This window comes from Bacillus tuaregi (assembly GCF_900104575.1).
Classification (GTDB): domain Bacteria; phylum Bacillota; class Bacilli; order Bacillales; family Cytobacillaceae; genus Bacillus_BD; species Bacillus_BD tuaregi.
The window spans coordinates 339,705-348,894 of the sequence record NZ_LT629731.1 but is presented as its reverse complement, the minus strand read 5'-3'; the positions used below and the strand labels follow the sequence as shown (position 1 = coordinate 348,894).

Genomic DNA, 9,190 nt, shown 5'->3' with positions numbered 1-9,190 from the left:
AAAAAAAAATACCAAAAAAAAACCCCGCCAATGGCGGGTTTTTCTTGAAACAAGACACTTCAACGCTTTACCTCGCTGGGGGACAGTCCCCCGTCGCTTGTCCCCCATTGCTTTAACACTTTACCCAAGCGGGGGACTGTCCCCCATTGCTTTAACGCTTTACCCAGGCAGGGGACTGTCCCCCATTGCTTTAACGCTTTACCCAGGCGGGGGACTGTCCCCCATTGCTTTAACTCATTTAACCGTCTTTCCTTTATCCGCACTCACCATCGACCTGCTTTCCAATCAAATCAACTGATAAACAATGATTTTTCTGTACATGTTAGTAAGGGAGGGTTCTAGTAGACATGGTACGGGAGCGGGCATTTCCCCCGCCCGTTGCTTACCAACTGGAAAAGCCCTCAAATTTTTCAAAGGAAAGTGACCAATATGAAGGATACAAGCCTAATGGAAAAAGAAGCCGCTTCGAAGCAAAGTGATTTTTACCAGATTGTCCTCGGGCGCCGCTCGGTGAAAAGCTATGATCCAGAGGTGAAAATCAGTCATGAGGAAATGACGGAGATTCTTGAGGAGGCGACGCGTGCCCCTTCGTCTGTCAATATGCAGCCGTGGCGGTTTGTCGTGATTTCAACGCAGGAGGGAAAGGAAAAGCTCGCTAAGCTGGCGATGTTCAATCAAACCCAGGTCGCTACCTCGTCTGCGGTGATTGCCGTGTTTGGCGATATGAAGAGTGTGGAATATGCCGAGGAAATTTACACTAAACAAGTGGAGCTCGGCTATATGCCCGAGGAGGTCAAGGAACAGCTGCTCACCGCCTTCAAGCCGGGTTACGAGAACATGGCCGCCAGAGACATGCGCGATCTGGTGCTGATTGACGCGAGCCTTGTCTCGATGCAGCTGATGCTGGTCGCCCGTGCCCACGGCTATGACACAAACCCGATGGGCGGCTATGAAAAAGGCAAGGTCGCTGAGACATTCGGGCTCGACTCCAAGCGATATATTCCCGTGATGCTGATTTCGGTTGGAAAAGCAGACAAGGAAGGGTACCCATCCTACCGGCTGCCAGTGGATACGGTTACTACTTGGGCGTAATGCGAGATAGATCAAATTCGCCCATCGAATTTGCGTCCGGATTTTTATCGAGCTCGCTCGATAAACTACCTTTAAAAAATCCGTAACATCCGCCGGAGGCTTAACTTCAATCAGCCGGGGGTTGTACCCCCACTGAATCGAAGGACCATTTGCCTTCATCCCCCACTTATAGAAGTGGGGGATGAAGGCTGAATGAAGTTCAACTGGTTAAGTGGAAGGCTTGATTCGACAAGACGTTTTTCACCCCTTCAAAATTCCGCCTCCACTTGCCCGTCATATTCCTAAGCTTGAAAAAAACAAGACTTCATGGAGGTCTTGTTTTTCAGTCATCCCCATCTAATGTAGCAGCTGGTCCCGGCTGCCCACAAACCATGAGCCGTCCTACATGACTTCCGTGTAAGAACCGTCCTCCACATACCTGATTCCCGCCTACTCAAGCTGCTCCTGAAGCAAGTAAAAATCGAGGTTTAGCTTCGCCCGATTTTCAAGAAGAATTTTTCCAGTTGAAATGACCTCAGTTAAAATCGAGTAAACAGGCGGGGTTTGTGTGGCAAAATTCAGGTCACTCTTTGTTACCGGCTGCATTGCTTCCTTAAGTAAAAAGGAGCTCTACCACCAGGTTATGGCTATACCACTTCTGTGATAACCTGACAGAAGCATACTATCTACCTTTCGTAAAATCCCAACATTTACCTTAATCTCCCATGTTATAATTAAAAAAATACTAGTTTTAAGGAGGGAGATTTTGCAAAAATTACTCAAAGTTATTGTGATGCTTGCCGCCTTTTTTATGATTGCACCGATTGCTGGCCATGCCGAGGTATTTAGGGATTTGCCGCGCTCCTATCTTTTCTATGACGATATTCAATACCTGACGGAGAAAAAAATTATCGCAGGCTACTCCGATGATACCTTCGGCGCCACTCAGGCTGTGACACGTGCGCAAGCAGCCATTATGATTGGGCGCGCTCTGGAGTTGAATGGGGAAGCACAGGACACTGCATTTAGTGACGTCACTTCAGGGGTTACCGGTTCCGGCTATATTGCGTCAGCCGCTGAGAAGGGCTTAATTGCCGGCTATCCCGATGGCACCTTCCACCCACATGAACCTGTGACACGCGGTCAGATGGCGATTTTCTTAGACAGGGCTTTTCAGCTCAAGGACAATCCGCATTCCACTGGATTTAGTGATATTTCGCCCAACATGAAGGCTTATGAATCCATTCTAAACATAAGTGCAAGCCGAATCACCTTTGGTTATGAGGATGGGACCTACCGCCCGGATGTAACCGTCACCCGTGGACAGTTTTCTGCCTTTTTAGCACGGGCCCTCGAGCCGTCCTTTAGAGGAAGTCCTATTTTTACAGTAGATTCTATATCCGGCTGGGAAAAAGGAACAGAAATCACTAAGGCTGACGTGGATACGGAATGGGTGATTACCTTTAATGACCGCGTTGATAGCAGAACCTTGGATGAAAATATTTATGTCATTCGCGACAGGGATGGTCAAAAACATGACGTCTATCCACAGGTTGAGTCCTCCGACCCGAAATCGGTGAAGGTTCAATTAGCTTTTCGTCTCTATGATATGGACGAGACCTATACACTTTATATCAAAAGGGATGTTCAATCTAAATTGGGAAATGCCTTGATGGAGCCGATGGTGATTCCATTCCAGACTAATCATCCTGACTTCGACATGACTCAGTCCTTCGAAGAGGATGGTGTACAAATGGAGGTCAACCTAGACCAGCAGGAGGAAAAGATACTGGTGAAGGTCAAAGCAACGAATACGACAGCTGAAGCCATTCCTTATGTCGGGTTTAATGGGTGTGACCCTGGAATCACCGCCCAATTATACAAGGACACTGCAGATGGTCCTGTGAGAGTCGGAAGCCGCTGGGAAAATCGCGGAGGCTGTACACAAGACGTTCCCCAGTATAGTCTCGCAGCCGGTAAATCGATTGAAACAGTCGACATGCTTTATCCACCACAGCAGGATATGGAGCATCTCTATGTAAAAATAGTATTTAATCGTGGCACCTCTGGAAGCAATTCGAGTTTTAATCCAATCGTAGTATCAATTCCATTGCAGAATGACTAGTGATAAACGAGGACCATCATTCACTTCGCCCGTCGCATCTGCGCCATGGTTACGATCAAAAATAAATGGTGCCTGGCACCGCAAGCCTAAATCTAGTGTCATTTTACTGATTTTTGCGGGTGCCTGGCACCTTTTTTCTGTGGAAGGCCACTCCTGTTTAACTTAGCCTAATAAAAAGAACGCCTGGCATCCATTATTAACCCAAGCGTTCTTTTTCCACGATCTATTTACCCCACCGCTTGCCGAATCTTCGCTAATGCATCCCAATCAGCGATAATCGTCGTGTCCGGGTGATTTCTAAGAATCGTTGCCGGTATATCAGCGGTAATGTCTGAGTGGTACAGGTCATATAGGATGTCTGCCTTTTGGCTGCCTGAGGCAAGCAGAACGATTTTCTTGCTTTTCATGATCGTTGAAATCCCCATGGTAATGGCATGTGTTGGGACATCCTCCAGCGTCGGAAAATAACGGGCATTCGCCTGACGCGTGGATTCCTTGAGCGGAACCATGCGGGTAATCGAGTCAAAGGCGCTGCCCGGTTCATTGAAGCCGATATGGCCATTTTGACCAATCCCGAGGAGCTGCAAATCAATGCCACCGGATTCCTTAATCAGCCGCTCATATTCCAGGCATTCTTTTTCCATATCATCTGCCTTTCCATTGGGCAAATGCGCTCGATCCTCCGCTACGTTTATATGGCTAAACAGCTGCTCCCACATATAATGGTGGTAGCTGTTTTCATCGCTTTTCGCTAAACCGACGTATTCATCCAGATTAAAGGTTTGGACGTGCTGATAATCGCCGCCATTTTTCCGATAATCCTCAATCAGTGCCTGGTACGTGCCCAGCATCGTGCCACCAGTGGCAAGTCCCAGGACCGATTCCGGCTTTTGCTTCACCTGCTCCATGATATAGCTGGCCGCTATTTGACTCAGCTCCTGATAATCCTTTGCTTCTATTATCTTCATTCAACTGCACTCCTTGTATAAACCATTTTCCCTCGGCAAAAGGTCATCAGTATCTCTAGGCTGTCATCCACAACCACGATATCGGCATCCTTTCCCGCGCTCAAGCTGCCCTTTCGATCAAAGACATTGATTTGCTTTGCCGGGTTGACCGATGCCATCGTGACAATCTCATCGAGCGAGCAGCCTGTGTAATCGATCATATTCGCAACGGCGTCCCTGTACTTCAGGATGCTCCCCGCAAGTGTGCCGTCCTCCAGCGTTGCACGGCCCTTTTCGGTATCCACGATAACCTCCTGGCCGCCAAGGTCGTACCTGCCTGCCCCCAGCCCCTTCGCACGCATCGCATCGGTAATGAGGACGATTCCCTCGGCTCCCTTCAGCTTATAAGCCAGCTTCACCATTTCAGATGCGATATGGATGCCGTCCACAATCATTTCCACCTTAACCTCGTCCATCAGCAGGACCGCCCCTGCCGTTCCCGCTTCCCTATGATGGAGCCCTCTCATGCCATTAAACAGATGGGTCGCGTGCTTGACCCCATGCTGGACCGCCTTTTCAACCTCAGCATAAACGGCATCGCTATGGCCAATCGACGGCATCACCTGCAAGGAAGCCATGTGCTGGACACACTCACAGCCGCCCTCCTGCTCAGGTGCCAGCGTCACCAGCTTAATCTGATGCTTTCCCGCCTCGATCCATTTTTGAAAAAGTTCAATCGACGGCTCGATGATGTTCCCCGGGTCCTGGGCACCGGCTCGTTTGGGATTGAGGAACGGACCCTCCAGGTGAATTCCGAGCACCTCTGCTCCAGCGGTATTCTGATTATCCATGTACGCCGCGACATTCTGGACGGCAGCGGTTATTTGATCACGGTTCGTCGACATCGTGGTAGCAAGAAAGCTTGTCGTCCCCTCCTTTGGCAGCGCCGAGCTAATCGTCGCAAGGGCCTCCGGTGTCGCATCCATCGCATCCGCCCCTCCTGCCCCGTGAATGTGGACATCGATGAACCCGGGCATAACCGTCGCCTTGTCATGAAGCTCGATGACCTTATCCTCAGCCTTTATGTCCGGTAGCTCCTCCATCCTCCCCACAGCCGCGATTTGATCGTTTTCTATTAAAAGAAAGCCTTCTGGAAAAAAAGCTTCGCCAGTATATATTTTTGCCTGTGTTAAAAAGGTTCTAGACATTTTCATCGCTCCTTCAGTGGTGCAAAAATTTCGTATCTAAAATGAGGGGCTACTGTGCGTCGAGTTGGAGCATAGGCTTGAGGATTAGGCGAAAATTTCTACTTCTCTTCGTCTGCCAACGCCAACATTATGATAGTATATTAATTCCATATCAAGCGCTCCACACCTGCTGCCCAAGAACATACTATAAAAATACCAAAATATACAAGAAATAGAAAGGTCATCCTGACCCTAAATAAAAAAGGACGGGGAATCCCATCCTTTTTTATTTTATATTCAAATAGTATTTGCGGTGCCAGGCACCCAATTCATCACACCTAACTAAAAGGATAAAAATCCTTTTCCGGTTTGCTTGAGCAGTTCTTTTTTGCGGAGGTTTTTGTACATGGTTTTTTCCCATTTATCCAGCTGCATCGGGGTGTAGAAGGTTGGGGTGCCTTTTGTGACCTGCTGTGGCGCCATGGCGAGCGTGTCGCCCTTCTTCAGACCCTTCTTAATTTGCTGGACGCTGTTCACGTGAAGGCCGGTGGTGACCTTTTGACGTTGAACCTTCCCGTTTTCGAGCGTGTAGACCCAGTTGGTTTTGCCGTCCTTTTCCATACTGGAAAATGGTGCGGTAATCGCATTTTTGACTTCATCCTTGGTGATTTTCACCTCAACCGGGGTACCGTGTGCCAGGTTTTCGACCTGCTTGTCGAGGACAACCGTGAACGGATACTGGCTCTTCATCTTTACATTCGGCTCGTCTTCAGGAAAAATCGAAACCTCCTGGATCGTGCCTTTATAGGTTTTATCCTTATTTTTCAGCGAAACCGTCACTTCCATGCCCGGCTCGATATCGGCCTGCTCGTCGCCTGAGAGCATTCCCTTGACCATGCTTTCCTTCGAAACAATCGTGATAATCGGGTTAGAAAGATCCTCATTCATATTCTTGACGACTCCGTCGATGTCGCTAGTTTCCTCTAGATGCGGCATTTTACGGTCAATAGAATCAATTTGCTCATCGTATTTTTCAATTTCGCTTTCGAGACGGCTGATTTCCACCTCTGTTTGATAAAGATCGATTTCAACCGAATAATCGTTAATCAAAAGCTCATCATCGAGCACAGAGCGGGTTGCCTTGTAATCAAGGTCCTTCAGGTCGTCCCATTTATCCTCAAGGGCGTCCAGCTGGTTCTCGAGGCTGTCACGCTCAGATTCCAGCACGGCAATGGCGTCTTCATAGGTTTCAGTAGAATAATAGAATAACGTCTTACCGGATTGAACCTCTTGCCCTTTTTTAACTAAAAAGCCCTCAAAGCTGCCTTTTCTTTCGTCAAAATAAACCTGCTGCTCCTCAAGCGGCGTGGTGACCCCTTCTGTTTTCATCGTTTCACGTAGGTTTTGCACCTTGGCCGTTGTCCATTCCGATATATAGAAGGAGCGGGCAACTTTACTATTATCCTTTAAAAGTAAATATAGATTCGCTGCGACTAATACAATAGCAGCGGCAATGATGATTTTGGACTTCCATTTCACGTGGACCACCCCCTATAGCAATTTTTCAAGATCCATGATTTGCAAAAAGACAGATATAGCCAGAAGGAACAGATTGAAGCCGAGCACGAATAGCATCGTCTGCCATCGCGGACGTTGCGACAGGGCTCTGACAAATTTGTATTGCAGAAGCATGGCCCAGATAGTAAAGATGGTGATGCCGCTCAAAAATTGCAGCGTGAGGTCATGGGATGTAAGATATTGTCCGATAACGCCCAGTGAAAATGGGTTTGAGATGTCCGGCAAACCTAATAAAACCGTAAAAGGTATAGTAATAATCTTTCCAATTAACAGAATCGTTAAGACGTAAAATTGCATCGCTATGTATTTCTTCCACTCGATGTCTGACAATGCCCAGAAAAAGAGTGATGGTATTGTGAGAATGATTATTGCTTGCAGTAAGGACCAAATGATTTGCCCAATAGCAAAGAATAGCTTGATCGCCTCAAATTCAGTGTTCGAGCGGGTATGTATTTCCTTTGACAGGATTTCGTTTCCGATGCCAAAATAAGCCGAGACTGCGGCGACTAGAAACGTCATCAATAAGAGCAGGAGTCCCTTTCTCCAAAATCCCCCTACTTGTTCGGCTTTTACTAATTGCTGCGCTTGAACATAAGGCTCTCGTAACCCCCTGAAAAGCCGTATATGATACATGATTGTTCATCTCCCATAACTCTACTTTATCTAATACTTTATTTTACATGATTCGCGCACTAGCTACCACATTTTTAGTCGAACGATTGCTGGTGGTGGCGTTCTGGACGAAATAGCGAAGCAGCGAGACGGTTCTCACGCTACAGAATTGGTAGTATTTGTTAAAATGGTGATATCGTGCTGAAATTCGCGGATATCTAGCCAAAAAGTGCGGATATCTAGCCGGAATCCGCGGATTTTATTTTTTAACAGAATCTATGCCACTGTCGAGTCTACTTCTCTGAAGTATATTTAATATTAAACCGTTCAATAATTGGTAGTATTTGTTAAAATGGTGATATCGTGCTGAAATCCGCGGATATCTAGCCAAAAAGTGCGGATATTTAGCCGGAATCTGCGGATATGTTGGCAAAATCCGCGGATTTTATTTTTTAACAGAATCTATGCCACTGTCGAGTCTACTTCTCTGAAGTATATTTAATATTAAACCGTTCAATAATTGGTAGTATTTGTTAAAATGGTGATATCTTGCTGAAATCCNTATTTCGAAACCGTACCCCTTTGCCGTACAATACATACTCACCAGTTCTACCTGACGTTTCAAATCTTCTCTTTGATCAGAAGAAGAAACGCGACAATAACCTACGGTTATTTTTTCATTTAATGGCTTCACTTTTTTTATTTTAGATAATTCTTCAACAGTATACCGACGGTGGTTGCCTGTTGTACGAACGGACTTAATTTTTCCTTCGTTTTCCCACCTTCTTAACGTAGATGTTGCCACTCCTAACATTTCCGCCGCTTCTCTAATTGTGAACATAATAAAAACACCTCACCTTTGTAGATGAAGTGCAACATATTTACTTGCTTAATTTAAGTAATTTAGATTAACTTTGGATAATTTTAAACAAACAGTTATCTAGCCCCTACTGTGCTTTTTTAATAAAAAAGAGACCAAATATATGAATTAGGTCTCTACTATATTATGTATTAATTGTTAAAAATGGCTCCGCAGGTAGGATTCGAACCTACGACCGATCGGTTAACAGCCGATAGCTCTACCACTGAGCTACTGCGGAATAAAGGAGAGTTATTTTGCTTCCGCAAAAAACTTTGATGGGCCTAAATGGACTCGAACCATCGACCTCACGCTTATCAGGCGTGCGCTCTAACCAGCTGAGCTATAGGCCCATTTATGGAGCGGGTGAAGGGAATCGAACCCTCGACAACAGCTTGGAAGGCTGTGGTTTTACCACTAAACTACACCCGCAAAAGATGGCTGGGCTAGCAGGATTCGAACCTACGAATGACGGAGTCAAAGTCCGTTGCCTTACCGCTTGGCTATAGCCCAAAAATGGGGCGGCTGATGGGAATCGAACCCACGAATGTCGGAACCACAATCCGATGCGTTAACCACTTCGCCACAGCCGCCATATGATGGCTCAGGACGGAATCGAACCGCCGACACATGGATTTTCAGTCCATTGCTCTACCGACTGAGCTACTGAGCCTCATAAAAAAAAGGTTCTATTTATATAACATAGATACCTGTAAAAAAATAAACGGTCCGGACGGGACTCGAACCCGCGACCTCCTGCGTGACAGGCAGGCATTCTAACCAACTGAACTACCGGACCAGCGTATTTCCA

The 9,190-nt window shown here is 46.7% G+C and carries 9 protein-coding genes and 7 tRNA genes; 3 read left to right on the top strand and 13 right to left on the bottom strand.

Annotated features, from left to right (window positions below):
- Window positions 1–298 (top strand): hypothetical protein (locus tag BQ5321_RS24585; protein ID WP_222705863.1); only part of this gene is annotated, 298 nt, incomplete at its 5' end.
- Window positions 299–447: 149 nt separating this feature from the next.
- Entirely contained in the window at window positions 448–1,092 is a 645-nt protein-coding gene (locus BQ5321_RS04105; protein WP_071396768.1) for a nitroreductase family protein, read from the top strand.
- A 429-nt stretch (window positions 1,093–1,521) separates the two neighbouring features.
- On the opposite strand, the gene BQ5321_RS24195 is transcribed toward BQ5321_RS04105, so the two are convergent.
- Window positions 1,522–1,677 carry a hypothetical protein gene (locus tag BQ5321_RS24195; RefSeq protein WP_159433399.1) on the bottom strand — a complete coding sequence of 52 codons (156 nt, stop codon included), beginning with the start codon at window positions 1,675–1,677 and terminating at the stop codon, window positions 1,522–1,524.
- A gap of 160 nt (window positions 1,678–1,837) precedes the next feature.
- Between BQ5321_RS24195 and BQ5321_RS04100 the strand changes: the two genes are divergently transcribed.
- The gene (locus tag BQ5321_RS04100; RefSeq protein ID WP_071393330.1) at window positions 1,838–3,196 is read left to right on the top strand and encodes an S-layer homology domain-containing protein; all 1,359 of its coding nucleotides are present in this window, start codon (window positions 1,838–1,840) and stop codon (window positions 3,194–3,196) included.
- A 227-nt stretch (window positions 3,197–3,423) separates the two neighbouring features.
- On the opposite strand, the gene nagB is transcribed toward BQ5321_RS04100, so the two are convergent.
- The 12 genes from nagB to BQ5321_RS04040 all read right to left on the bottom strand — a co-directional run bounded on the left by nagB (window position 3,424) and on the right by BQ5321_RS04040 (window position 9,178).
- Window positions 3,424–4,164 (bottom strand): glucosamine-6-phosphate deaminase, encoded by a 741-nt coding sequence (gene nagB, locus BQ5321_RS04095; RefSeq protein ID WP_071393329.1) that lies wholly within the window; start codon window positions 4,162–4,164, stop codon window positions 3,424–3,426.
- On the bottom strand, window positions 4,161–5,351 hold the full coding sequence (nagA, locus tag BQ5321_RS04090; RefSeq protein WP_071393328.1) for an N-acetylglucosamine-6-phosphate deacetylase: 1,191 nt from the start codon (window positions 5,349–5,351) through the stop codon (window positions 4,161–4,163). Before nagA ends, nagB begins: the two co-directional genes overlap by 4 nt.
- A 321-nt stretch (window positions 5,352–5,672) precedes the next feature.
- Window positions 5,673–6,869, bottom strand: coding sequence for an efflux RND transporter periplasmic adaptor subunit (locus BQ5321_RS04085; RefSeq protein WP_071393327.1), 1,197 nt, complete (start codon window positions 6,867–6,869; stop codon window positions 5,673–5,675).
- A 12-nt stretch (window positions 6,870–6,881) separates the two neighbouring features.
- Window positions 6,882–7,541, bottom strand: coding sequence for a YIP1 family protein (locus tag BQ5321_RS04080; RefSeq protein WP_084786628.1), 660 nt, complete (start codon window positions 7,539–7,541; stop codon window positions 6,882–6,884).
- Between the two features lie 424 nt (window positions 7,542–7,965).
- Window positions 7,966–8,361: a MerR family DNA-binding transcriptional regulator gene (locus BQ5321_RS04075; protein WP_071393325.1), complete on the bottom strand. Its 396-nt coding sequence runs from the start codon at window positions 8,359–8,361 to the stop codon at window positions 7,966–7,968.
- A 184-nt stretch (window positions 8,362–8,545) separates the two neighbouring features.
- Window positions 8,546–8,620 (bottom strand) — tRNA-Asn (locus tag BQ5321_RS04070).
- A gap of 38 nt (window positions 8,621–8,658) precedes the next feature.
- A tRNA-Ile gene (locus BQ5321_RS04065) sits at window positions 8,659–8,732 on the bottom strand.
- A gap of 5 nt (window positions 8,733–8,737) precedes the next feature.
- Window positions 8,738–8,811: transfer RNA gene (locus tag BQ5321_RS04060), tRNA-Gly, on the bottom strand.
- A gap of 6 nt (window positions 8,812–8,817) precedes the next feature.
- A tRNA-Gln gene (locus tag BQ5321_RS04055) sits at window positions 8,818–8,892 on the bottom strand.
- A 4-nt stretch (window positions 8,893–8,896) separates the two neighbouring features.
- A tRNA-His gene (locus BQ5321_RS04050) sits at window positions 8,897–8,972 on the bottom strand.
- Between the two features lie 7 nt (window positions 8,973–8,979).
- A tRNA-Phe gene (locus BQ5321_RS04045) sits at window positions 8,980–9,052 on the bottom strand.
- 52 nt (window positions 9,053–9,104) lie between these two features.
- Window positions 9,105–9,178 (bottom strand) — tRNA-Asp (locus BQ5321_RS04040).
- Window positions 9,179–9,190 lie beyond the last annotated feature (12 nt).